Raw genomic sequence first — 22,755 nt, forward strand, 5'->3', positions numbered from 1 at the left:
TGTGATCGGGTGATCAACCCCGTCACGGGCGAGTGTTCATGTTCGGACTGACGAAGGGAAGGTCCCCGTGGCCTGGTTAAGGGCGGGAGATACCGCGGCGATGGATGAGCGGGTGCTCGGCGTCGCGGAGCTCGCGGACGCTGATGAGCGGTCCGTGAACGAGGTGTTCGGCTTCGTGATGCGCCTCTTCCTGCAGGCGGCGCAGCAGGGCAGCGACTACCGGGTGTCGTTCGGCACAGCGATGGTGCTGTCCCCGCGCCACGAGTCGCTCCTCGACCTCGCCGCGAAGGCAGGGCTCCTGTCGGTCGGCGTGGAGGATGACCGGAAGGTGATCCGCCTTGTCGCCGACGAGGACTTCATGCATCTGCGCACCCGCGAGCAGATCGCGTGGGAGAACCAGCGCAAGGCCGACACCTCGGACCTGACCCTGGTGCTTCCTGTACGGGTGCGGGACGGCGATGCCTGCCGCTACTGCGGCAAGGTCGTGTCCTTCGCGATGCGCAACGGCAACCGGGCCGGCACGTACGACCACCTGATCCCCGGCCAGCGCGCCCGGAGCATCGACGAGCTGGTCGTCGCGTGCAAGGGCTGCAACTCCGGCAGGCGAGATGAGGAGGGCGGCCGCGGTTCGCGTTACCCGTTGCTTCCTCCGCCGCCCGAGAAGCAGCGCTACTACTCGACGATCACCCTGGCCTGGTTCAAGGACCAGGGCACGGTGCTCACCGATCTCGGCCTGGCGATCCCGAAGCGCCCCCGCGGCGCGAAGGACCGCAAGCCGGGCTCCCAGACCCGCCCCGACGCGCAGCCGGCCCCCACCGGCTCCGCGCGCGCAGAGAACGCGGCGACCGCACCCAGCGGCGATCAGCGGACTGCGCCCTCCCAGACACGACCCGCAGACGCGGCACCCCATGGTGACCAGCGCGCGGGGACTGCGCGGGAGACCGCTCCCTCGAACGCCCCCCAGCCCGGGCAGCCGACGCCTGCCGGCACCGTCGAGGAGGTCGCTGACGCGGCGCCGCACACCAGCGGCGAACAGCGCGCGACCACCACCTCGACGGTGCAGGCGGAGCGCCTGCCCGCCGCTGAGGTCGCATCTGAGGTCGAGCAGAAACCCGGTCCGACCAGGCGCGACGACACTTCTGCATCGCTTCCGGAAGCTGAGGCTGAAGGTTCTGGAAGTGCCGGGTCGGGACGGGTCGGGACGGGTCGGGCCGGGCAGGGCCGGCACGGGCCGGGCATGGACGGGAGCCCGCCCGGTCAGGGCGGGCGTGGCAGGAGGACGAAGCGTGGTCGGAGAAGGAGGGGCAAGCGGTGAGGGTGATGGTGGATCCCCGGGTGAACCAGTTCCTGGGGATGGTCAATGATCTGGAGGAGGCTGCTCGGGTGTTACCTCGGTGGCCGAAGCGGAAGGTCGAGGGGCCGTCGGGTGGTGGTTCGGGCTCCGCGGTGCTGGTGAACGTGTCGGGTCTCGATCTGGCGCGGGAGATCCATGCGGTGCTCGTGCCGTGGTGTGACCTCGCGGCCGAGGAGTGCGGGCTCGAGGAGCTCGACCCGGCGTGGTCGTCGTGGACGAGGACACCGTCGGGCGCCTGGGTCGCGACGGGCGGGAACACCGCCGAGGTCGCTCGGTGGCTGCGGAGCAACGCCGGCTTCGTCGTCGCCCGGGCCTGGTATGTCGACGAGATGTGGCCGGAGCTGTTCGAGCTGCGGCGGAAGGCTCGGGGGTTGATGGGTCTGTGGCGGCCGTCGAGGTCGATGCGGGATCTCGTGATCGAGGCCGCGACGTCGGGCGGGACTCTCGAGGAGATGCGGGAGGTGGCTCGTGCACGTCGAGCAGAGGGCTGAGGGTCTGGTCGTGGACCGGGAGTGGATCACGAGGATGTACGGGCTGTCGGATCGGTGGGCCAGGAGGGAGCTGCCGGTGCACGGGTACGACAGCGCGGGACGTGCTCTCCACCTGATCACGCCCGAGGTGGTGCAGCGTCTGTCGACGACGCGACCGAGGCGGCATCGGCGCGACACGCCGCGCCGGGCTGAGGGTCCTTGACGTTGGGCCACCCTTAGGCCACTCTGAGCGTGATCTTGGTGTACTGCACCCAACGGCCCGTCCGCGCTTCGCGGAGCGGGCCGTTGCCATGTCTGCCGGCGGCCGGGCCAGCCCTGCCACGCTCCTGGTCCCCTGCTCGGACCCGAGCCGCCGGCACCCCTTTCTCGCATGGTCGCGAGTCCTCGAGGAGGTGGGGTCGATGTGAGCGACGGTCTCGTCCTCCCTGCGTGGGGTGGTCGGCGGAAGAAGCAGGCGACAGAGTTCGTGCGTCGGCGCGCCGAGGCCCAGGGCTCGCCGTGCTGCATCTGCCGGCAGCCGATCGACTACTCGCTCCGCTACCCGCACCCGTCGTCGTGCTCGGTCCAGCACGTGAAGTCGCAGAGCGCGTTCCCTCACCTGAGGTGGGAGCCGTCGAACTGGGCCCCGGCCCACCTGCTGTGCAACACGGGGCTGGGGGCCGGGGATCCCGCGGACCTCGGGGTCATGTCTTCCTGATCGCCCCGGGGTGCTGCTACCTGCTCCGGGGTTCGGGGTCGAGCACCTGGTCGCGGCGCCTCGATCGGCGCGCCTAGTCATGCTCCCTCGTCTCGGCCGGCTCGGCGGCGGCCACTCCTTCTGCTGCCGAGCCGGTCAATGGACGGAGGTGGAGCGGTGCGTCGAGTGGTGCTGCTGTGCGGCCCGCCGGGTGCGGGCAAGACGACCGCGGCCCGGGCCTCGGGGCTCGAGGTGTTCGACCGGGACGACGCGGCGTGGACGACCGAGTCCCAGTTCCAGGCTGCGCTCGACGACCTCGGCCGCCGCCGGCACGCCGACGCGGTGGTGATCCGAGCGGGCGCGACGTCGTCAGCTCGGCGCCGCTGGGCGGAGCTGGTGCGCGCGACGCACGTGATGCTCGTGCTCGAGCCGGCCGAGGTGTCGGCTGCTCGGGTCCGAGCTCGTGGCCGGGACGACATGGTCCGGACGCTCGCGGGCATCAACCGCTGGTGGACCGCCTTCGATCACGACGACTCAGCGCCGCGCTTCGTCTCCTGGAGCGTCCTGGACGAGCCAGACGATCTGGGCCTGATGACCTAAGCCAAGCTGTGACCTGACCCACGCGTGCATGCATAGTCATGCAGGGGGGTGCCGGAAGATCCGGCGCCCCGCCTCCCGGCCGGGGACCGCCGCGACCGGCCTCTCCCCCCGGAGGGCGTGAGGGGGTATGCCTGGTCATGCGTGACCATGCAGGAATGTGGACCCGGGCAGGGAGGTGATCGTGGTGCACGATCGGCTGCCGATCCGAGCGCTCGCCGCCGAGGGGACTCCGATCCGGGCGATCGCTCGGAATCTGGGGGTCTCGCGGAACACGGTGCGCCGTGCTCTGGATCCGTCTCGGCCGGTGGTCTACCGGCGGGATGCGATGGACCGGCTCGACGAGCTCGAGCCGCTGATCCGTGAGTCTCTCGATGCCTACCCGCGGATGCCGGCGACCGGTGTGGCGCGGAGGATCCGCTACTCGGGCCCGATGTCGGCGTTCACCGCTCGTGTCCGGCATGTTCGACGGGAGGTGCTGAATGGAGGCCCCCGAGCACCTGTCTGACGACGTCCGAGCGATCTGGGACGAGGTCATGGGGCGCATGCCCGAGGGCCGTTCGGTGGACGCTACTCGGTTCGAGGTGTACTGCACCCAGGTGCACGCCTTCCGCAAGGCCGCCGAGGACGTCCAGGAGAACGGTGTGCGCATCGAGGATGCGACCGGGCGGATGGTCCGGAACCCCTCGATCAGCACGCTCCAGGACATGACGAAGCAGCTGAACACGTGGGGTGCTGAGTTCGCGCCGCCGAACAGCATGCCGAAGCGGCGTCGGGGCACGATGTACGACGCGACCTGCAAGTCTGTGGCCGCGGCGGAGCATCTGAAGGGGCGCGCCGAGTACGCCGGCACGATCGAGGCGGTGAAGACGCTCGCGTGGCTGATCGACGAGGCGCAGCGCTCTGGGCTCCACGCGATGCAGTCCGCGGCCTACGGCACGATCCCGTCCTACCTCAAGGGCTGCGCCGCGTTGCAGGTGACACCAGCGACCCCGCCATCTGAGGCGACGAAGAAGCCCGCGAAGAAGGGCGGGCGCGCGTCGTCGATGCGGATCGTGAAGGACTCGGCGTGACCGCCGTGCTCGACCGGCCGACGGTGCCGCTCCACGAGATCAACGTGGGCGCCGAGTACCGTGCCGCGGTCGGCGGCCCGCCGGCGGACGGGAAGCGCTACGGCTCGACCGAGCCCCGCATCGTCACGCCGCCGAAGCGTCAGCTGACCCCGGCGACGTCGTGGGGCTTCCGCGTGATCGAGTTCGCGACCGACGTGCTGCGGGTGCACCTGTACCCGTGGCAGCGGTCGTTCGTGATCCGGCTGCTGGAGCGGAACGAGGACGGGTCGCTGCGGTTCCAGACCGCGGTGCTGCTCGTCGGTCGGCAGAACGGCAAGAGCACCATCTCGAAGGTCCTCGCGCTGTGGTTCATGCTCGAGATGGAGTGGCCGCTGGTGCTCGGCACCGCGCAGGACCTCGAGACGGCGGAGGAGATCTGGGAGGACGCGGTCAACCTCCTCCTGGAGGAGACCGAGGACGAGGACGACGACCTCTCCGACCTCGTCGCGAACGTCATCCGGGTCAACGGCAAGAAGACCCTGGTGCTCGAGAACGGCTCCCGCTACAAGGTGAAGGCCGCGTCCCGCTCTGCCGGCCGTGGCCTCTCCGGGAACCTGATCATGCTCGACGAGCTGCGCGAGCAGAAGAACTGGGCGGCCTGGGGCGCGATCACCAAGACGACCCAGGCGCAGGACTACGCGCTCGTGCTCGGCCTGTCCAACGCGGGCGACGCCCTCTCCGTCGTCCTCTCGTACCTCCGGAAGATGGCGCACGCCGTCGTCGGCGACCCGGACGGCCTGAACAAGGTCCTGCCCGTCGCCGGCCCGACTGAGCTCGACATCGAGGCCTCGCTCGAGCACGACGACGAGCTCTACGAGGACGACGACCCGGAGGACTGGGAGCAGGACGAGGAGACGCTGTTCCTCGCCGAGTACTCCGCGACGCCGGGCATCGACCGCCGCGACCGCGACGGCTGGGCCCAGTCGAACCCCCTCCTCGGCTACCGCATCCGGGAGAAGAAGCTCGCCTCCGACTGCCGCACCGACCCCGAGTGGGTGTTCCGCACCGAGGTGCTCTGCCAGTGGCCCGACGGCACCGTCGACGGGGTCTTCCCGCCCGGGACGTGGGAGGAGACCACCAACGAGCCGGAGACGCTGCCGGACGGCACCCAGCAGGTCGCCGACGCGGACCGCCTCGTCGGCCCCGTCTGGGTCGGCCTGGACAAGTCCGCCGACCGCTCCCAGACCTGGATCACGTTCGCCGGCACCCGCGCCGACGGCGTCGCCCAGGTCGAGGTCCGCGCGGTCCGCCACGGCGACGACTGGGTGAAGGACTGGCTCCTCACCCACGAGTGGCGGCCCCGCTTCCAGGCCGTCACCGGCCAGACCAAGGGCGCCCCGATCTCCGGGCTGCTCAAGGACTTCGACGAGGACCCCAGCTTCGACATCCCCGTGGAGCCCTGGCAGGGCGGCGACTTGCTGATCGCACACGGCCAGGCCTTCGAGGACGTCCGCGACGGCAAGGCCCGCCACAACAAGCAGCCCCCGCTCGACAACGCTGCGGCGCTCGCCGAGCGGAAGGAGCTCGGCGACGGCTGGGTCATCGACCGCAAGCGCTCGCCGGTTGACGTCGCGCCGCTGATCGCGTGGATCGGCGCGCTGTGGCTGATGAAGAAGCGGGTCCAGGAGACACCGCCGCCGCCGGCGGCGCTCGCGCTCGACGACGCGGCACTCGCCGAGGTCGGCGATCGGTGGGAGCCGGCCGACGACCTGAACACGATCGGATTCTGAGAGGAGGTGGAGCGTGACGGTTCCGCAGACGGAGAAGGGCTACGCCTCGACGAGCAACTCGTGGTGGTCGGCGATCGACGACCTCGAGGAGACGCCGGAGCTGATCTGGCCGAAGAACCTCGAGGTGTACGACCGGATGCGTCGCCAGGACGCGCAGGTGATCTCGGTGCTCCGCGCTGTGACGCTCCCGATCCGGCGCACGGAGTGGCGGATCGATCCGAACGGCGCCCGGCCTGAGGTGGTGCAGCTGATCGCCGACGACCTCGGCCTGCAGGTGCAGGGCGAGCCGGCGCGTCCGGTGGTCCGCACCAGGGACCGCTTCGCGTGGTCGGAGCATCTCCGCCTCGCGCTGCTGATGCTGGTGTTCGGGCACTCCCCGTTCGAACAGGTCTACCGGCTAGACGAGCAGGGCCGGGCGCGGCTGCGGAAGCTGGGCTGGCGCCCGCCCCGCACCATCTCGAAGGTCGACGTCGCCGCCGATGGCGGCCTGATCGCACTCGAGCAGCACGGCCTCGGCAACCGCCGCACCGACCCCCGCATGGGCATCGAGCGGCTCGTGGTCTACGTCAACGACCGCGAGGGCGGGAACTGGCTCGGCTCGTCGCTGCTCCGCCCGGCGTACAAGTTCTGGATGCTGAAGGACCGGCTGCTGCGGGTCCAGGCGCAGACCGTCGACCGCAACGGCATGGGCATCCCCGTCTACGAGGGCGCGGAGCCGCCCGTGATGGGCACCCTCGCCGAGCGCGAGGACTGGGCGAAGAAGGACGTGACCGCGGGCCTGCAGATCGCGAAGGCGGTCCGGTCGGGGAACAACGCGGGAGCATCGATCCCTCACGGGGCGAAGCTGACCCTCGCCGGGGTGTCCGGTGCGCTGCCCGACGCGGACAAGCCGATCCGCTACTACGACGAGCAGATCGCCCGCGCCGTGCTCGCGAACTTCCTCAACCTCGGCGGCGACAACTCGACGGGCTCCTACGCGCTCGGCGAGACGTTCGCGGACTTCTTCACCCTCTCGCTGCAGACCGTCGCCCAGGACATCGCGTCCGTCGCGACGCAGCACATCGTCGAGGACCTCGTCGATCTGAACTGGGGCGAGCAGGAGCCCGCCCCGCGGATCGTGTTCGACGAGATCGGGTCCCGCCACCCCGCGACGGCGGAGGGGATCCGGGCGCTCATCGAGTGCGGTGCGCTCACCGCCGACGACAAGCTCGAGCAGCACATCCGCACGATGTACTCCTTCCCGCCGGCCGACGCCGACACCGCGCGCGAGTACAAGCCCGCTCCGACCCCTGAGGAGGGGACATGACCGACACCCGCCGCACCCCGCCCCTCCCGCGCTCCGAGCGCTGGTTCCGTATGGCGTCCGACGAGGAGACCCGCACCGCGCAGGTCTACCTCTACGACGCCATCGGAGGATGGTTCGGGGTCACCGCGAAGGACTTCGTCCGCGACTGGACCGCGCTCGACTCCGACCGCATCGATCTGTTCATCAACTCGCCCGGCGGTGACGTCTTCGACGCGATGGCGATCCTGAACGTCATCCGCCGCACCGAGGCCACCGTCGTCGCACACGTCGACGGGATCGCCGCCTCAGCAGCCTCGTTCATCGCGATGGGGGCCGACGAGGTCGTGATGGGCCGCAACAGCGAGCTGATGATCCACGACGCCTCCGGCCTCTGCTGGGGCCCCGCCGAGGACATGCAGAAGATGGCCGACGATCTCACGCGCGTCAGCGAGAACATCGCCTCGATCTATGCCGAGAAGGCCGGCGGCGAACCTGCCACCTGGCGCGAGGCGATGCTCGCCGAGACCTGGTACTCGGCCGAGGAAGCCGTCACCGCGGGTCTCGCCGACCGCGTCGACTCCGACCGCGACAAGTCCGACGTGAAGAACAGCCTGGACCTGTCGATCTTCGCCCATGCCGGCCGCGCCGACGCCCCCGCACCGCCGCTCGGCCTCGCCGCCAGCGCCGTTCAGCGTGATGGCGGGGCGTCCGTTCTCGGGCATCCGTATCACCACGACTTCGCCGCGGCGCTCGCCGACGGCGACCACAAGCCTCCGGCCGAGCCGGTGGAACCCACCCACACCCAGAAGGAAGGACCCGACCCCATGTCGGACACCATCAAGAAGGGGCTGATCGACCGGCTCGGCATCACCGACGCCGACGCGACCGAGGACACGATCCTCGCGGCCGTCGACGAGGCGCTCGCCGAGCGTGCCGAGCCCGCGCCCCGCTTCTCCCCGCCCGAGGGCACCGTGCTCATGGACGCCGACCAGGTCGAGCAGCTGCGTGCTGACGCCCGGGCCGGCGCCGAGGCCCGCGCCCAGCAGATCTCCGACCGCCGCGCCGGCGTCGTCGATGCCGCGATCCAGGACGGCCGGGTCGCTCCGGCGCGCCGGGATCACTGGCTCGCGCAGCTGGCCGCCGACGAGGAGGGCGCCACCGAGGTGCTCGACTCCCTGGCTCCCGGCACGATCCCGATGGCGCCCGCGGGCTTCACGGGCGGTGTCGACGAGTCGACCGACGAGGACGCCGTGTACGCGAAGTACTGGCCCACCACCGAGAAGGAGGCCTGAGCATGGCCGACTACCTGCCCCAGTTCAGCCCCGGCGACTCCGTCACGTTCACCGCCTCGGCGGACGTGACCGGTGGCCGCCTGGTCGAGATCACCGGCGACCGCACCGTCGCCCACGCCGGCGAGGCGTCCGCGAAGGTCGCCGGCGTCGCGGGCTTCGACGCCGCCGAGGGTGAGCTCGTCACCGTCTACTCCGGTGCCGTGCAGCGTCCGATCGCTGCCGGCGCGATCGCGGCGGGTGATCGGGTCGCGGCTGCCGCCGACGGCAAGGTCGCGACCGCCGAGTCCGGCACGATCGGCCTCGCGCTCGCGGCGGCCGCTGATGGCGAGACCGCCTCGGTCCGCTTCCACCTCGCCTGAAAGGAGGGCTCATCGTGGCCTACAGCTACCCCGGCGCTCCGGTGAAGGTCGGTTCCGACCTCACCACCACGGAGATCCACCACCTGATGAAGACCCCGTCGCTCCTGCGGAAGCGGCTGGCGACCATCCTCGACCACAAGTTCATCGCGGACTACCTCCTCGCGGGCCGCTTCACCGCCGAGGGCGGCGCGATCCTGTACGAGACCGGCGAGGAGATCTTCCCCGCCGACTCCCCGGAGGCGATCGCTCCCGGTGGCGAGTACCCGAAGACGGTCATGACCACGGGCGAGCTCGCCTCGGCGAAGACCCGCAAGACGGGTCTCGCTTCCGACGTGACCGACGAGGCGATCAGCCGCCTGCTGATCAACCCCGTCGACCGCGGCCTGCGGAAGATCGCCAACGGCATGATCCGCGACATCGACGGCACCGCCCTCGGCGTGATCGCCTCGAAGGTCGCCCAGACCTTCGCCGCGACCGCGCAGTGGACCAGCGGCGAGGCGATCGTGGACACCGTGCTGTCCGCGAAGGCGAAGGCCGAGGAGGACCACATCGAGGAGAGCTTCGACTACTCCGTCGTGGCGCTGAAGCCGACCCAGTTCGCGAAGGTCGCCGCGTCGCTCATCAAGAGCGACCTGGTGCCCCGCGAGTCCGGGAACTTCGTCCTCTCGGGCGTGATCCCGGACTACCTGGGCCTCACCTGGGTGACGTCCCAGCACGTGCCCTTCTCGGACCCGATCCTCGTGGACCGGGACCAGCTCGGCGGCATGGCCGACGAGAAGATCACCTCCCCCGGCTACGTCGGCTACGACGGCCTCGAGGTGAAGTCGATCCGCAAGGACGAGCGCGACATGTACACCGTCCAGGCCCGCCGCATCACCGTCCCGGTGGTGCTCGAGCCCAACGCAGGTATCCGCATCACCGGAACGGGAGTCTGATCATCATGGCGAAGCAGATCAAGGTCATCGCGGCGTGCGTCGTCGTGAACGTCTCCGGGCAGGAGCGCTACCTCTACAAGGGCGCGGTGCTGCCGTCCGGCGTCGACCGCAAGGACGTGACCCGGCTGAAGAACAACGGCCTGATCGCCGAGGTCGAGGTGCCCGAAGCGGACTCGCCGCAGGACCTCGCCGAGGCCGACGCGAAGGCCGCCGCCGACAAGGCTGCCGCCGAGCGCGCGGCCGCCGAGAAGGCCGCCGCGGAGAAGCCGGCGGCCGAGAAGGCGGCCGCACGCGGCGGCGCCGCGAAGTGACCGGGAGGGGGCGTCATGGCTGAGCTCGATCCGTGGGCCACGCCCGACCAGGTGTCGGCGCCGTGGCGTCCCCTCTCCCCCGCGGAGAAGCAGCGCGCCGAGGCGCTGATCGGATCGGTGTCTCGTGACATCGATCGGCGGTGGCCGGCGCTGCGCACGCGGGTCGCCGCGGGGACCGTGAGCGCCGCCGATGTCGCCGACGTGGTGACGTGGCTGGTGCTCCCGGTCCTCGGTGGCCCGCCGACGCCGGGCGCGAAGTCGTGGCAGGTGACCTCCGGGTCCGAGTCGCGATCGATCACCCTCGACCAGGCGGGCAACCCGCGGGACCCGTGGGTGTACGCGCCGTGGATGCTGGACATCCTCGACGGCTCGGCGTCGGCCCGGCAGGCGACCCCTCTGGGGAGCTTCCCGGATCCGGGCCCGTTCGAGGGCCTGTTCCCGGAGTGGCCGGAGGGTCGACGATGAGCTGGTTCGACGGCGACATCCACGGGGAGACGCTCACGGTCCACCAGGTCGCGACCGGCCGCCCGGACGCGAACGGGCGCGCGACCGGGACGCCCGTCGACACGCTGCTCACCGGCTACTCGGTGGTGCCGGTCGGGTCGACCGAGTCGGTCGGGAACGAGAAGGTGATCACGGCCCGCTACCGGGTCTCGGGTCCGCTCACGGACGTGGTCGAGGCGCACGACAGGGTCACCTGGCGCGGCACCGAGTACCAGGTCGATGGGCACCCTCAGCTGTTCGTCGGCGCGTTCCCGCACACCGAGTTCTTCCTCAAGCTCGATCGGGGGTGATGGCGTGGACGTGCGAAGGATCGTGCAGCAGGCGTCGCAGACCCCGGCGGTGCGCCGGCGGCTCAGGGCGCGGGCGACTCAGGTCGCGGCGCGGGCGAAGGCGACGGCGGCCCGTCAGGGTCTCCGGCAGCTCTCGGCCGACATCCGGGTCGAGGAGGGCACTCGCCCGGGCACGAAGGCACAGGGGTTCCAGCGGCCCTACGCGCGGGTCGTCGCGCCGGGCGCCGCGAAGTACGAGCGGGGCACCTCCCGGTTCGACAAGTACCGACTGATGCTCCGGGCGGCACGGGCGGTGAGCTCGCGATGACGAAGATCATCGGCGCGTGGCCGAACACCACGCGGCTCCTCATCGCCTACCTCTCGGACCGCACGGGGCTGCCGGTCTACTCCCGCCGTCCCGATGACGGCTGGCAGTCGGTCGCTCCGTGCATCTGGGTCGACCGGCTCCCCGGTCCGCCCTCGGACGGCTTCTCGAAGACGTACACCTTCGACGTGGAGGCGTTCCACGACGACCTCGACGAGCTGAACTCCCTGGTCCAGATGCTCGAGGTGTACATGTTCACCCTCCCGTCCGAGTCGGACACCACCGCGCACGTCGACGACGTGCAGTGCACGGCCGAGTTCGCGGACGTCCCCGCGGACGACGTCGACCTCGAGCGGCAGGTCGGAACATTCGACATCACCGTCCGCCCGCACCCGCTCCCGCAGTAGACCCACCTCAGCGCGCCCCTGCCCGGGCGCCCCGGCCCGTCACGATCCCCGTGGCGGGCTTCTTCACGTGGAAGGAACCCCTGTCATGGCATTCGTGACCGACAACATCGAGACCGACAACCGGCTCGTCCTCAAGCACGGCAACAAGATCCTGGCGCTCGCCGACTACGACCAGCCTCCGGTCGAGGAGCTCTTCACCTCGGAGGGTGAGCCGACTCCGCTGCCGGCCTACTTCCGGCAGATGGGCTACGTCACCACCGACGGCGTGACCCAGGGCAACGACGTCTCCTCGACCGACACCAACATGGACCAGGACGTCGAGCCGGTCCGGTCGGACATCGAGTCGATCGCCCGCACCCTCGCCGCGACGTTCGGTGAGGCGAACGCCTGGGTGAACGGCCTGTACCACGGCCTGCCCGTCTCCGAGTGGCCCGAGTCGAAGTCCGCGGCCTGGGACTACAGCTTCGGCGAGGTGTCCGATCCGCCGTTCTACCGGCTGCTGATGCTGACCCAGGACGGCACGGGCTCGCAGACGAAGTACCGCGTCGAGCAGGCCTACCGCGCGAAGGTCACCAACCTCGGAGAGCGGACCCTGTCCCGCGCCGACGCGGAGGGCTTCCAGTTCACGTTCGGGCTCTACAAGGACCCGGCCACGAACCTCACCTACCGCCGCGCGCAGAACGGCCCGTTCTACCTGCCCGCGGAGCCCCCGGTCGGCGGCTGACGCCCCCGGCTCCCCTGATCGTCGGCGCGCGTCGTTCGCTGGTGCGGCGCGCGCCGACTCTTCAACCAGCACACCAGCATCCCGGAGGTATCCAGCATGTCGAAGAAGAACAACCGCAAGCGCTACCGCCTCGAGGAGGTCCGGCCCGCCTACGAGGAGGCGGTCGGCACCGAGGGCGGCACCGTCGAGTTCGAGGGCAAGAACGAGAAGATCTACACCTTCCCGCACCCCCTCTTCATGAACGACGAGCAGCAGGAAGCGATGGACGACGCGTCCTCGAAGTACGAGATCTGCGAGGTGCTGCTCGGCGACCAGTACGAGGAGTTCGTCGCCGACGGCAACAGCCTCGATGACCTGGGGATGCTGTTCGGCGTGATCTCCCGTGAGTCGCAGGAAAAAGCCCAGAAGGTGCGGCTTACTCGGCACTGAGCCTCCTCGGGGATCACCCCGAGGCGGTGGAGGCGTCCCTCCTCCAGGCGTACGCGCCGAGGGACCCTCTGCGCGAGTACTTCCAGGGGCGGGTGTCTCTGCGTCAGCTGCGGCTGATGATCGAGCACCTGCCCCTGACCGCACCGGCATACCGCGCCGAAGCCGGCCACGGCTGGACCGACGAGACGCTCCTGTCGTGGGACGTCTCGTCCCAGCTGCGGGTCCTCAACGCCGCTCTCGCGAACATGTTCCGCGAGAAGGGTGCCCCGCCCGTCAAGCCCGAGCTCCTGCCCGCTCCCGGGATGGACGGCGGCTACTCCGACGGGGACGTGCTCGACGAGGTCGAGCAGCAGGAGATCAGCTCCAACCTGGAGCGCTTGTGGGGCCCCTGAGCTTCGCCACAACTTCATAGAGAGGGGGCGGCGATGGCGCGCTCGGATGCCGCATGGGTGGATGTTCTCCCGCAGATGAAGGGCTTCGCCGCCCCCCTCATGAAGGGTGTCAAGGACGCCTCGAAGAAGGCCGGCACCGAGGGTGGCCGGGCGCTCGTCGACGGCATCAACTCCGAGACGAAGAAGGCCGACGTCTCCCCCGTCGTGCAGGAGCTCGAGAAGGTCGAGCGCGCCGCGAAGAAGGCCGCGGACGAGCAGGCCACCGCAGCGCGGAAGGCCGCCTCCGAGGTCGGGAAGTCCCAGACCCGCATCATCGACGCCCGCGACAAGGAGCGCTCCGCCGCGGCGAACGTCGAGCGCGCCGAGGCGGACCTCGAGAAGCGCCGTTCGACAGCCGCGTCGAAGAGCGCCGAAGTCGAGCGGGCCGAGCGCGACATCGCCGCGCGCCGCGCGAGCGGAGAAGCATCCACCGACGAGCTCGCGAAGGCAGAGCTGGACCTCGCCGGCAAGCGCGCGGACTCCGCGAAGGCCGACGCCGAGGTCACCGCATCGACCGCGAAGCTCGAGGGCGCCCGCTCGAAGCTTGGCCAGGCCACCGAGAAGGTCGAGAACGAAGACATCGCGCTGCGCGCCGCGATCACCGAATCGAAGGTCGCGCACCAGGAAGCGCGCGACGCCGCCGCCGACCACGCCCATGCCCAGGACGACCTCGCCCGCGAGACCGGCCAGGCCGCGCAGGAGGCCGAGAAGGCGCTCCCCGCGTGGAAGCGGCTCTGGTCCGGCATGGACGGCACCGGCGGTCTGAAGAAGCAGATCGTCAACGGCATGAAGGGCATCGGCCGAGAGGTCGAAAAGGAAGCCGAGCGGATCCGGTCCCGTGGAGACGCGCTCCTCGGCGGCATCGGGAAGGGCGTGAAGTGGGGCGCCGCGGGTCTCGCCGCCGGCGGCGCCGCGTTCCTCGGCGGCGCAGCGATCGGCGGCTTCAACCGCCTCGCCGACATCGAGGACGCTCGGGCATCGCTCGAGGGCCTGCAGATGTCCGGCGCCGAGGTCGACAAGGTGATGGAGTCGGCGCTCGCCTCGGTGAAGGGCACCGCGTTCGGGATGGGCGAGGCCGCTTCCACGGCCGCGACGATGACGGCCGCCGGCATCAAGCCGGGCGAGGACCTCACCAAGACGCTCTCGCTCGTCGCGGACTCCGCCACGATCGCGAAGCGCGACATCGGCGACATGGGCCTGATCTGGTCGTCCGTCGCGTCCAAGGGGAAGCTCCAGGGCGACGACGCGATGCAGCTCCTCTCCTCCGGCATCCCCATCTGGGACATGGTCGGAGAGGTCATCGGCAAGACCTCCGCCGAGGCCCAGGAGCTCGGGTCCAAGGGCGAGATCGGTTTCGACATCTTCGCCGAGGCGATGGAGACCCGCCTGGGCGGCGCAGCCCAGAAGTCCGGAGAGACCGTCCGCGGCTCCTTCGCGAATCTGAAGGCCGCGGTGTCTCGCCTCGGAGCGTCCGCGCTCGAGGACTTCTACCCCCTGATCGCCCCGGCGCTGCGCGGCGTGACCGCGTTCGTCGACGGGATCGGCGAGAAGGTCACCCCCTACATCGAGACGTTCTCCCAGGGCGTTCGCGGGGTCTACGACCTGCTGGTCAACGGGGACTTCACCGGCGCGCTCACCGAGGCGTTCGGCTGGGAGGAGGACTCCGCCGCCGTCGACTTCCTGTTCCGGGTCCGGGACGGGGTCAAGGGCATCTGGGACCTCGTCGTCGGCGGGGACTTCACCGGTGCGCTCCGTGACGCGTTCGGCTGGGAGGAGGACCACCCCGCAGTCGGGGCGCTCCTCATGCTGCGCGACGCCGCGATCGAGGTCGGCGGCTGGCTGCGCGACAACCTGATCCCGATCCTGTCCGGCGTCGGCGGGTTCCTGCTCTACCTCGGCGGGACCGCGGTCGTCGGCGCGATCATGTCGCTCGGTGGCGTGATCTCCGGAGCGCTCGCCGCGATCGGCTGGATCCCCCTGGCGATCGGCGCCGCGGTCGGCGTGCTGACGTGGTTCTTCACCGAGACCGAGCTCGGCGCGCAGGTGCTGCAGACGGCGTGGGAGGGCATCCAGATCGCGATCGGCGCGGTCACGGAGTGGTTCACCACCACGGCGCTGCCCGTGATCGTCGCGGGCTTCGAGTGGCTGCAGGAGGCCGTCGGCGCCGTCGGGGAGTGGTTCTCGACGACGCTCTGGCCTGCGCTGCAGACCGGGTGGGATGTCCTCTCGGCCGTCGCCGGCGAGGTGATCCCGGTCGTGGTCCAGTGGGTCCAGACGCTCGGCGACTACTGGTCGCAGATCGTGATGGGCGTCGTCGTCCCCGCGATCCAGCAGCTCGTCGGCTACATCCGCGACGAGATGTTCCCGATCGTCGAGCGGCTCTGGACCGACTACGTGCAGCCCGTTTTCGGCGCGATCGGTGCGTTCATCGTCTACGCCTGGCAGTCCGTGATCAAGCCTGCCCTGGGCGAGTTCTTCGGCTTCCTGACGAACACCCTGGCGCCGAACATCGTGTGGCTCTGGCAGAGCGTCGTCTCGCCGGCGTTCACCACCATCGGGGCGATCATCTCGTGGGCCTGGAATTCCGTGATCTTCCCGGCGCTCGACGCCCTGAAGTGGTTCCTGACCGCGATCGTCGGTCCGACGATCGTGTGGCTGTGGCAGAACGTCGTGGTCCCGGCATGGAGCGGTATCTCCTGGGCGATCGACACGGCGTGGAAGGTCATCAAGGTGATCTTCTCGATCATCGACTGGACCGTGCGGAACGTCGTCGGCCCGGTGTTCTCGTGGCTGTACGAGTCGATCATCAAGCCGGTCTGGAAGAACGTGCAGGACGTCCTCGACAAGGGCTGGGTCTTCGTGCGGGACAAGGTCTTCACGCCGCTGAAGAACTTCGTCTCCAACGACGTCGCGCCGGGCTTCGAGAAGGGCGTCGAGGCGATCGGCACGGCCTGGGACAAGCTGAAGGGCTTCGCTGCGAAGCCGGTCCGGTTCGTGATCGAGGACGTGATTAACAAGTCCGTCATCGATCCGTTCAACAAGGTCGGCGCGTGGTTCGACCCGAACTACGAGGATGTGAAGCATCTGGAGATGCCCGCGGCCCTCAAGGGGTACACCACGGGCGGCATCCTGCCGGGGCAGTCGTCCTGGCGGGATGGTGATGATCAGCTGATCGCTGCTCGCCGTGGTGAGGGTGTGCTCGTGTCGGAGGGGCTGCGGGACCGTGAGTCCCAGTCGCTGTTCCTCCGCGCGAACCACGAGGCTCGCACGTCGGGCAGGTCGTTCGCGGACTTCGTCTCCGGCTTCGCCGGCGGTGGTCTGGTGAAGCTGGGCATGCCGTTCCGTGGCTCGTTCCCTCGCGGGGATGGGTTCGGGGCGCGCAGCGGCCGGCACAAGGGCATCGACTGGCCCATGCCGTCGGGCACGAGCCTCGTCGCTGTGGCTCCTGGGTCCGCGTCCCGGACCCGGAACTCGGCGGCGGGCAACAAGCTCGAGCTCTCCGTCGGGAACGGGCTCACGGCTGGCTATCACCACCTATCCTCGTTCGCGGTCCCCTCGGGGGCGGCGGTCGACGCGGGGCAGGTGATCGGCTACGCCGGCTCGACCGGCCGCAGCTCCGGCCCGCATCTCCACTTCTCGCTCCGCAAGGACGGGAAGTACGTCGACCCGCTGCCCTACCTGGGTGCGGGCGGCGCGGCGGGCAGCGGCGAAGACGGCGGATGGTGGAACCCGTTCGCTGGCCTGTGGGACTCCATCAAGGAGACCGTCCGGGCCGGCGTCGGCGACTCCCTGTGGGGCGACGTCCTCTTCGGGATGCCGAAGAAGCTGATCGGCTCCGCGCTCGACTGGGCGACCGGGAAGCTCGGTGAGATCGGCGACTGGGCCTCGGACCAGGTCGACACCACTGTCGCCGGGGTGAAGGCCACGCGCTGGACCCCGACCGCGACTCGGGCGCTGACGATGGAGGGCGCGTTCTCCGGAGCGAACCTCCAGGCGCTGCTCCGCCGCATGAACCAGGAGTCCGGCTTCGACCCCCGAGCCGTGAACAACTGGGACAGCAACGCGAAGCGCGGCACCCCGTCGAAGGGGCTGATGCAGGTTATCGGCCCGACGTTCCGTGCCTACGCCCGACCGGGCTACGACAAGGACATCTTCGACCCTCTGTCGAACATCCTCGCGTCGATCCGGTACACCCGCGCCACCTACCCCTCCCTCGCGGCGGGGTGGAACCGGCGCGGCGGCTACGCGCACGGCGGTCTCGTCGGCGGGATCGAGCCCCTGGTCTACGACGAGGGCGGCTGGCTCAAGCCCGGCCTGTCCCTCGTCCACAACAAGTCCGGGGTGCCCGAGCCGGTGTTCACCGGCAAGCAGGGCCAGAGCATCATCCAGATGCTCGAGGCCGGCGGCACCGGCGGCCCGTCCGTGACGGTGCCGATCACCGCGACGCAGCTCTCCGACGCAGACGTGGACCGTCTGGCCGACGAGATCATGCGCCGCGTCGCCATGGAACTCGAGAGCGTGTGAGGAGGCCCCGATGATCCAGAAGGTCCTCCTCACGAACTCGCGGGGCGACATCGTCTTGGCGGCGTCGTCCCGCGAGCTCGACCACCGCAACGAGTTCTGGGTCGACGGCACCCCCACCGGCTGGTACGGCGGGTTCTCGATGCGGGGAGAGAACGAGGAGCGGCTCGGCCACGGCTCGTTCCCCACGCCCCGCACCCGCTCCGCCCGCACCCTCGAGGTGAAGGCGAAGATCAAGCTCGACTCCTGGGACCACGCGAACTACGTGAAGCGGCAGCTGTCCGCTGCGCTCGCCGATGGTGAGTCGGGAGAGCTCACGGTCGAGGAGACCGGGGTGCCGGCGCTGACGACCGTCGTGGAGCGCACCGGCGAGGTGCTGACCGCTCGGACCTCGCCGTCGGCGTTCACGGTCTCGATCCCGCTGACGGCCCCGGACCCGGAGCTGTACACGCCGTGGCGGGAGACGTACCTGCATCCGGCAGGGGCGGGGGTCGGGTTCGACTTCGCCCCCTTCTCGAGGGGTGGGGTGATCTCGTTCGGCACGGCGGTGGCGACGGACGACTGGATCTGGAACGACGGGAACACCGCGTCTCCCCCACAGTTCACGGTGTGGTCGGCCTCGCCGGGGTTCGCCATCGGGGTCGGCGACAAGCGCGTCACCTACCCGTGGCCCACGTTCATGGACATCCCGGTGACCGTCGACATGGCCGGCGCGGTCACGGTCGGCGGCGTGGACCAGTCGCACCTCCTCGGTGAGCGGGGCTGGGCGTCCGTTCCGCCGCGGTCGATCGAGTCCGTGCACTTCAGCTTCCTGCAGGGCGGCACCGGCTGGGCGATCGTCCGCCACCGCGACATCAACGTCTGAGAGAGGAGCACGCAATGGCTGTGCATCCCTGGCCGAAGGCCCCCATCAAGCTCGGCGAGCAGCCTGCTCCCGAGGTCGTCGACATCCTGCAGGGCACCTCCCCGGCGGAGCTGCAGCGGATCATCGGCGCGAACTGGCACACCAGCGGGATCAAGCCGACGGGCGGCGTGACCGTGAAGGGCACGTCGAGCATGGCGTACCTCGTCACGGCGGGGTCCGTGGTGCTGAAGACCGCGGCGGGGCTCGGCCTCGAGTACGCGGTCGAGCAGCAGACGGTGAACACCCTCCCCGCCCCGGCGACGGGGACGCGCGAGGACCGGATCGTGATGGACCGGGACGGGCTGGTGTACGTGACGCAGGGCGCCGCTCCGGGCGGCGGCATCACCCTCGGCCTGTTCGTCGTCCCCGCGGGGATCGCCGCGACGACGTCGGCGCAGCAGTCCGTCGACCGGAACTTCGCGGTCCCGGCCGGAGGGTCGCTGGGGCTGCTGCACCAGTTCCATGATCCGGCGAACGCGATCAAGGGAAACGTCTCCCCGATCACGCTGGGGGTGGGCCGCACCCGCCCGCTGCCGTCCGACTCCTGGGTGCGGTTCGACATGACGCACTGCCTCTCCGCGATTCAGGAGGGCACGACTGATCAGCCGTCGGCGGCGATCCGGTGGCGGGTCTACATCGACGACGTCCTCGAGCTCGCGTTCACGACGCGCGTCACCCGCGCCGCGCCGCAGACGAACTTCATGAGCTTCACGAAGCAGCTGTCCGAGGGTGTTCACAAGGTCCACTACATCCAGGACCAGATCGAGGGGCTGTCCGGGCCGGGCTGGATGCACCACAAGGGCACGAACCAGGGCTACCCCGGCAACAGGTTCGAGGTCTGGCATGTCGGGGTGGCGCAGTGACCTGGGTCGCTCACCTGGTGCGCACGATGGACGGCCGGAAGGGCGCGCAGCTCGACCTCGCGGCGCCCGGCAGCTGGTCCATCCCTCTCAACGGCATCGAGGACTTCTCGGTCGCGACCTCGAAGACCCAGCTGCGCCGGCTCGAGCGGGAGTGGTGGTCGCACATGCGCACGAGCGTCGCGGTGTCCTGGCAGCACGAGGACGGCACGCTCGACGCCTGGGTAGCGGGTCCGGTCATGGGCCCTCCCGCGGAGTCGGAGACGACCGCGACCCTCGCCTGCCGAGGGATCGGCGCCGTGCTCGAGAAGCGCGTCGTCCTCGCCCAGGAGCCGGTCGCGTCGCCGAACGATCCGCAGATCGCGCTGATGAAGTCGGTGGTGTCCCTGACCGGGATGTCGCTCGGCACGATCGCGCAGGAGGTCGTGAAGCACGCAGTCGCGAAGGTCGGCGGGACGCTCCCGATCGTCTACGGCACCCCGCGGGAGACCGGCGCGACCCTGAACCGCCGCAACTACGAGGGCTTCAACCTCTCGAACAACGGCGCATGGAAGCGCCTGACCGAGCTGACGAAGGTCCGCAACGGGACCGACATCATGTTCCGGCCCCGCTGGAGCGACGACGGCACCCATCTCGAGTGGGTGATGGTCAACGGCACCGCGGCGCAGCCGCAGATCGCGCAGGGCTGGACGATGGATCTCGACACCACCTCCACGAGGTCGCCGATCTCGAAGGTGGACGTGAAGACCGATGCGGCCCGCATCGCGAACCGCGTCTACTGGACCGGCGCCGGCGAGGGCGCGGGCATCCTCGCCCGAGTCGTGCAGGACCTGTCCCGCCTCGACGACCAGATGCCGCTCCTCGAGGTCGTCGGGTCCACGAGCGACTCCGAGAACGGCGATCTCATCCGCACCCACGCCGAGGCGGAGCTCGCTGCGGCCCGCGCTCCCGTCACCCAGATCTCCGTGAAGATCGACGGCGCGGACCCGCGCTGCCAGATCGGGCGGTGGCACGTCGGCGATGCCGCGAACGTCACGATGGGCGACGACTGGCTGACCGTCCCGAAGGGCACGACCCCGAAGCGGATCATCGCCGCGAAGGGCAGCTGGACCTCCGCCACGGTCGACCTGGAGTTCCAGGACGACGGACCGATCGAGTACGAGGACGAGGAGGTCGCCTGATGGAGTACCGGGATCTCAACGCCCGCCCGAAGGACTCGCTCCGCAGCACCGTGGACCGGCTCCGGGAGGAGGCCCGCTCGTCGAAGACCGGCGCCGCCGGGGTGAAGGACTTCGGAGAGCACGGCGACGCCGTGTGGACGGACGGCGACGGGCAGCAGCAGTCGGTCCGCGCGATCCCCTCTGCGCTCGAGCGGCTCGAGGAGGAACTCGTCACGGGCATCGAGACGGCGTCGAAGTTCAACACCGTCGCGACCTCCACCCCCGCCGGGACCGACGGGTACCCCGAGGGCGCCTTCTGGACGATCGTCGAGCTCGGGCCCCCGATGGTCGAGACCGACCGGTGGCAGCTCGTCGACGGCGCCTGGGTCCAGGTCGGCCTCGACGCGGGCCGCCTCGTCGCCGGCACTGTGGACGCGGGCCTGATCGACGCGGTCGCGCTCGCCGCGAGGATGGTGACGGCGGGCCTGATCCGGACTGCGGAGTCGGGGCAGCGCGTCGTAATCGACTCGACGGGGATCACCCTGTACGGGATCAACGACGACGGCGCCGAGTACGAGATGGTCCGCATCGGCCCGTCCGGCGACAACCTGATCACGGCTGGGTCCACGATGATCTCGCCGTCCGGTGTGCAGGCACCGGCGGGATCCTTCGACAGCCTCGCCGTGGGCGGTGACACCCTCGGCGACATCCTCGCCCAGTACCCGCGAGGGATGCGGGCCTGGGGGCAGCTGACGTCGACGTCGCAGCTCGACGGTGACACCTCGGACTATGCCCGGCGTGGCGAGATCCAGACGACGCTCGAGGCGGGCCGCCTCTACCGGATTCGCCTCTCCGAGCATTTCGTCGAGGTCACCGGTGGTACGAACACCAACATCGTCGAGGAGCTCCGTTACAGCTACGACGGCACTCCGATCCTCCATGGCACCACACCGAACGAGGGGACCTACCGCGGGATCTTCGCCCGCAACCCCGTCTTCGCCGGCAGCGCCACGGCGGTCAACGGGATGGAGTTCATGCTCGACACCGGCTCCTGGTCCTCAGGGCGCGGGTTCTGGCTCATGTGGATGATCCGTCCCGAGGTCGCCGGCCGTCCCGTCCGGGTGCTCGCGACGGGGTTCTACTCCCCTGTCCTCTCGATTGAGGATGTGGGCCCTTCGATGCCGTCGACGCTGAAGCGGTGGAACGACGGCGATGGTGGAGGGGGCACCTCGGAGCCCGCGGACCCGACTCCGATCGTCGTGCGCCAGACGCAGACATGGTCGGCAGCGTCCTACGGCGGCGACACCCGCAACGGCACCGTCTACCAGGGCACCTACAGCTCGTACGGCAACCGCTACGGCGGCTGGGTGTTCTACCCCGCGATGCGGGGCGCGCTGGCCGGCTCGACGATCGAGAAGTTCGAGGTCTACCTCGAGAACGCCCACTGGTACTACGGCTCGGGCGGCACCGCGGTGCTCTACCCGAACGACGGCACCTACAAGGGGATCGTCGGCTCGGGCACGACCTCGGCGAACTGGCCCCGCTACGCGGGCCGCTGGGTCACGGTCCCCTCGTCGTGGCACGCCCCGATCGCGAACGGCACCTACAAGGGCGTCAGCGTCTACACGACGAACACGGGCCTGACCTACTACGGCCAGTTCAAGGGCTCCCCCACCAAGTTCCGCGTCACCTACAGGAAGTGATCCCCATCGTGTCCAACCTGATCGGATCCTCGAAGATCATCGACAACCAGACCGTCCGCGCCCGCACGACCGCAGCCGTCCGCCAGACCGCCGCGGAACGGGCCGGGGCCGAGGGCGCATCCGGACGCCTCGCGTCCGCCGCGCTGCAGAACCCCGAGTTCGCGGTGACGAGCTTCCTCGTCCGCATCGCGACGAACCCCGCGATCGCCGCAGCGGCCTGCGTCGACTGCGGCTACCCCAACGTGCAGGACACCGACATCCTCTACGTCGTCTCCGACGCGTGGGACGAGATCGCTGCGACCGAGTTCCCCGACCCCGACGCCGCCTGACCCCGCACGCCCCTTCCACGGCCCCGCCCACCCTCACGGTGTGCGGG

At 70.1% G+C, this 22,755-nt stretch carries 22 protein-coding genes; all 22 read left to right on the top strand.

Annotation, left to right across the window (positions count from 1 at the left end; all coding sequences use genetic code 11):
• The first annotated feature begins 100 nt into the window (after positions 1–100).
• The 22 genes from DEU31_RS15065 (at position 101) to DEU31_RS15175 (ending at position 22,708) form a co-directional block, all read left to right on the top strand.
• Positions 101–1,315 carry a hypothetical protein gene (locus DEU31_RS15065; protein ID WP_133677718.1) on the top strand — a complete coding sequence of 405 codons (1,215 nt, stop codon included), beginning with the start codon at positions 101–103 and terminating at the stop codon, positions 1,313–1,315.
• Positions 1,312–1,845: a hypothetical protein gene (locus DEU31_RS15070; protein WP_133677719.1), complete on the top strand. Its 534-nt coding sequence runs from the start codon at positions 1,312–1,314 to the stop codon at positions 1,843–1,845. Before DEU31_RS15065 ends, DEU31_RS15070 begins: the two co-directional genes overlap by 4 nt.
• An 853-nt stretch (positions 1,846–2,698) precedes the next feature.
• Complete coding sequence (locus DEU31_RS15075) at positions 2,699–3,121, top strand: hypothetical protein (RefSeq protein WP_133677720.1); 423 nt, start codon at positions 2,699–2,701, stop codon at positions 3,119–3,121.
• A 479-nt stretch (positions 3,122–3,600) separates the two neighbouring features.
• A complete protein-coding gene (locus tag DEU31_RS15085; protein ID WP_010549666.1) occupies positions 3,601–4,191 on the top strand; it encodes a P27 family phage terminase small subunit in 591 nt (196 codons plus the stop codon).
• Positions 4,188–5,960, top strand: coding sequence for a hypothetical protein (locus tag DEU31_RS15090; protein ID WP_133677722.1), 1,773 nt, complete (start codon positions 4,188–4,190; stop codon positions 5,958–5,960). The genes DEU31_RS15085 and DEU31_RS15090 overlap by 4 nt, the downstream gene beginning before the upstream one ends.
• A gap of 13 nt (positions 5,961–5,973) precedes the next feature.
• Positions 5,974–7,266, top strand: coding sequence for a DUF935 family protein (locus DEU31_RS15095; protein WP_133677723.1), 1,293 nt, complete (start codon positions 5,974–5,976; stop codon positions 7,264–7,266).
• A complete protein-coding gene (locus DEU31_RS15100; protein WP_133677724.1) occupies positions 7,263–8,537 on the top strand; it encodes a head maturation protease, ClpP-related in 1,275 nt (424 codons plus the stop codon). Before DEU31_RS15095 ends, DEU31_RS15100 begins: the two co-directional genes overlap by 4 nt.
• A 2-nt stretch (positions 8,538–8,539) precedes the next feature.
• Positions 8,540–8,896 carry a capsid cement protein gene (locus DEU31_RS15105; protein WP_133677725.1) on the top strand — a complete coding sequence of 119 codons (357 nt, stop codon included), beginning with the start codon at positions 8,540–8,542 and terminating at the stop codon, positions 8,894–8,896.
• Between the two features lie 14 nt (positions 8,897–8,910).
• Positions 8,911–9,831: a hypothetical protein gene (locus DEU31_RS16950; RefSeq protein ID WP_208109997.1), complete on the top strand. Its 921-nt coding sequence runs from the start codon at positions 8,911–8,913 to the stop codon at positions 9,829–9,831.
• Between the two features lie 5 nt (positions 9,832–9,836).
• Positions 9,837–10,142 carry a hypothetical protein gene (locus DEU31_RS15115; protein ID WP_133677726.1) on the top strand — a complete coding sequence of 102 codons (306 nt, stop codon included), beginning with the start codon at positions 9,837–9,839 and terminating at the stop codon, positions 10,140–10,142.
• Between the two features lie 15 nt (positions 10,143–10,157).
• Entirely contained in the window at positions 10,158–10,607 is a 450-nt protein-coding gene (locus DEU31_RS15120; protein ID WP_133677727.1) for a hypothetical protein, read from the top strand.
• On the top strand, positions 10,604–10,936 hold the full coding sequence (locus DEU31_RS15125; protein WP_133677728.1) for a hypothetical protein: 333 nt from the start codon (positions 10,604–10,606) through the stop codon (positions 10,934–10,936). The genes DEU31_RS15120 and DEU31_RS15125 overlap by 4 nt, the downstream gene beginning before the upstream one ends.
• Before the next feature lie 303 nt (positions 10,937–11,239).
• Complete coding sequence (locus tag DEU31_RS15130; protein WP_133677729.1) at positions 11,240–11,647, top strand: hypothetical protein; 408 nt, start codon at positions 11,240–11,242, stop codon at positions 11,645–11,647.
• Between the two features lie 85 nt (positions 11,648–11,732).
• Positions 11,733–12,371 (top strand): hypothetical protein, encoded by a 639-nt coding sequence (locus tag DEU31_RS15135; RefSeq protein ID WP_133677730.1) that lies wholly within the window; start codon positions 11,733–11,735, stop codon positions 12,369–12,371.
• A gap of 96 nt (positions 12,372–12,467) precedes the next feature.
• Positions 12,468–12,800: a hypothetical protein gene (locus DEU31_RS15140; protein ID WP_133677731.1), complete on the top strand. Its 333-nt coding sequence runs from the start codon at positions 12,468–12,470 to the stop codon at positions 12,798–12,800.
• 26 nt (positions 12,801–12,826) lie between these two features.
• Complete coding sequence (locus DEU31_RS15145) at positions 12,827–13,192, top strand: hypothetical protein (protein WP_133677732.1); 366 nt, start codon at positions 12,827–12,829, stop codon at positions 13,190–13,192.
• A 33-nt stretch (positions 13,193–13,225) separates the two neighbouring features.
• A complete protein-coding gene (locus tag DEU31_RS15150; RefSeq protein ID WP_133677733.1) occupies positions 13,226–17,755 on the top strand; it encodes a peptidoglycan DD-metalloendopeptidase family protein in 4,530 nt (1,509 codons plus the stop codon).
• Positions 17,756–17,765: 10 nt separating this feature from the next.
• Complete coding sequence (locus tag DEU31_RS15155) at positions 17,766–18,617, top strand: hypothetical protein (RefSeq protein WP_133677734.1); 852 nt, start codon at positions 17,766–17,768, stop codon at positions 18,615–18,617.
• A gap of 14 nt (positions 18,618–18,631) precedes the next feature.
• Positions 18,632–19,519: a hypothetical protein gene (locus tag DEU31_RS15160; protein ID WP_133677735.1), complete on the top strand. Its 888-nt coding sequence runs from the start codon at positions 18,632–18,634 to the stop codon at positions 19,517–19,519.
• Positions 19,516–20,697, top strand: coding sequence for a hypothetical protein (locus DEU31_RS15165; RefSeq protein WP_133677736.1), 1,182 nt, complete (start codon positions 19,516–19,518; stop codon positions 20,695–20,697). The genes DEU31_RS15160 and DEU31_RS15165 overlap by 4 nt, the downstream gene beginning before the upstream one ends.
• Complete coding sequence (locus tag DEU31_RS15170; protein ID WP_133677737.1) at positions 20,697–22,379, top strand: hypothetical protein; 1,683 nt, start codon at positions 20,697–20,699, stop codon at positions 22,377–22,379. Before DEU31_RS15165 ends, DEU31_RS15170 begins: the two co-directional genes overlap by 1 nt.
• Entirely contained in the window at positions 22,376–22,708 is a 333-nt protein-coding gene (locus tag DEU31_RS15175) for a hypothetical protein (protein WP_166649534.1), read from the top strand. The genes DEU31_RS15170 and DEU31_RS15175 overlap by 4 nt, the downstream gene beginning before the upstream one ends.
• Positions 22,709–22,755: the final 47 nt, after the last annotated feature.

The organism is Brachybacterium sp. AG952, from assembly GCF_004362645.1.
Classification (GTDB): Bacteria; Actinomycetota; Actinomycetes; order Actinomycetales; family Dermabacteraceae; genus Brachybacterium; species Brachybacterium conglomeratum.

Bases quoted from the DNA above. Each gene is read 5' to 3' on its own strand.
- DEU31_RS15065 (WP_133677718.1), top strand. From the start codon at position 101: ATGGATGAGCGGGTGCTCGGCGTCGCGGAGCTCGCGGACGCTGATGAG.
- DEU31_RS15105 (WP_133677725.1), top strand. From the start codon at position 8,540: ATGGCCGACTACCTGCCCCAGTTCAGCCCCGGCGACTCCGTCACGTTC.
- DEU31_RS15100 (WP_133677724.1), top strand. From the start codon at position 7,263: ATGACCGACACCCGCCGCACCCCGCCCCTCCCGCGCTCCGAGCGCTGG.
- DEU31_RS15115 (WP_133677726.1), top strand. From the start codon at position 9,837: ATGGCGAAGCAGATCAAGGTCATCGCGGCGTGCGTCGTCGTGAACGTC.
- DEU31_RS15120 (WP_133677727.1), top strand. From the start codon at position 10,158: ATGGCTGAGCTCGATCCGTGGGCCACGCCCGACCAGGTGTCGGCGCCG.
- DEU31_RS15155 (WP_133677734.1), top strand. From the start codon at position 17,766: ATGATCCAGAAGGTCCTCCTCACGAACTCGCGGGGCGACATCGTCTTG.
- DEU31_RS15135 (WP_133677730.1), top strand. From the start codon at position 11,733: ATGGCATTCGTGACCGACAACATCGAGACCGACAACCGGCTCGTCCTC.
- DEU31_RS15085 (WP_010549666.1), top strand. From the start codon at position 3,601: ATGGAGGCCCCCGAGCACCTGTCTGACGACGTCCGAGCGATCTGGGAC.
- DEU31_RS15125 (WP_133677728.1), top strand. From the start codon at position 10,604: ATGAGCTGGTTCGACGGCGACATCCACGGGGAGACGCTCACGGTCCAC.
- DEU31_RS15150 (WP_133677733.1), top strand. From the start codon at position 13,226: ATGGCGCGCTCGGATGCCGCATGGGTGGATGTTCTCCCGCAGATGAAG.
- DEU31_RS15170 (WP_133677737.1), top strand. From the start codon at position 20,697: ATGGAGTACCGGGATCTCAACGCCCGCCCGAAGGACTCGCTCCGCAGC.
- DEU31_RS15140 (WP_133677731.1), top strand. From the start codon at position 12,468: ATGTCGAAGAAGAACAACCGCAAGCGCTACCGCCTCGAGGAGGTCCGG.
- DEU31_RS15130 (WP_133677729.1), top strand. From the start codon at position 11,240: ATGACGAAGATCATCGGCGCGTGGCCGAACACCACGCGGCTCCTCATC.
- DEU31_RS15160 (WP_133677735.1), top strand. From the start codon at position 18,632: ATGGCTGTGCATCCCTGGCCGAAGGCCCCCATCAAGCTCGGCGAGCAG.